Raw genomic sequence first — 787 nt, forward strand, 5'->3', positions numbered from 1 at the left:
GCGGCACTCTGGGCGCGCGGTCCGTGGCAGGCGGGCGGGGTTCCTCACGTCCCTCGGTGCACGGTCGGGCCTGGGCGGTCCGATGCCCCACCGCATCGCTCTGGTGCGGTGGGGGCGGTGCCGTCCGTCGCCTGATCGCATGCCCGAGGGCGCGTCGCCCGATCGCGATGCTTGCGGCATCGTGCCGGGTCGTCTGACGGTGTGGGGTGGTCAGCGGTTTCTGCCAGTGCTGGGCACCCCACTTGCTGGTGTAGGCCGGGTCGACCGCGACGATCGCCACGTCCTGCTCGGCGGCCATCGACACCAAGCGCGCGGTGAGCTTCGCGGTCGGGAAGCGGGAGATCAACCGGCGGAACCGCTTGTTGCGGCCGTGCTTTTCCCGGGTCTTGTCCGCCGCGAAGTCGAGGTCCTCGACGGCGATCGCGGCCACGCCACAGCGGCGTGTGTAGTGCAGCAGGCGGGTCAGCGCATGGCGGATCTGCGCGTCCCGGTGCGCGGCGCTGCCCGAGAGGTCGTAGAAGAAGCGCTGCGGCTCGCCGACGGGGTTGCCGTGCTGATCGAGACGCCAGGCCGCCAGGTGGTCGTCGTTCATGTCGACCCCGACCGTGCCCCGGGCCAGGGCGGTGTGCAGCGGCAGGACGGGTACGGCGGCACGCTGCCAGGACGCCGTCACATACCAGCGGCCGCGCAGCACGTCGTGGTGAATGCGGTAGGCCACCGCACGGTCGGCCGAGAGCCTCTCCAGCCACTCCTCGCCCCGATGCCTGAACGCCACCACCGCCTCCAG

1 protein-coding gene is annotated in these 787 nt (G+C 71.9%); it reads right to left on the reverse strand.

Annotated features, from left to right (window positions below; translation table 11 throughout):
- On the reverse strand, positions 1-787 hold a 787-nt coding region (locus tag H1D24_RS41595; RefSeq protein ID WP_508481780.1), incomplete at both ends, for a nuclease/transposase family protein.

The organism is Streptomyces himalayensis subsp. himalayensis (genome assembly GCF_013778455.1).
GTDB lineage: Bacteria > Actinomycetota > Actinomycetes > Streptomycetales > Streptomycetaceae > Streptomyces > Streptomyces himalayensis.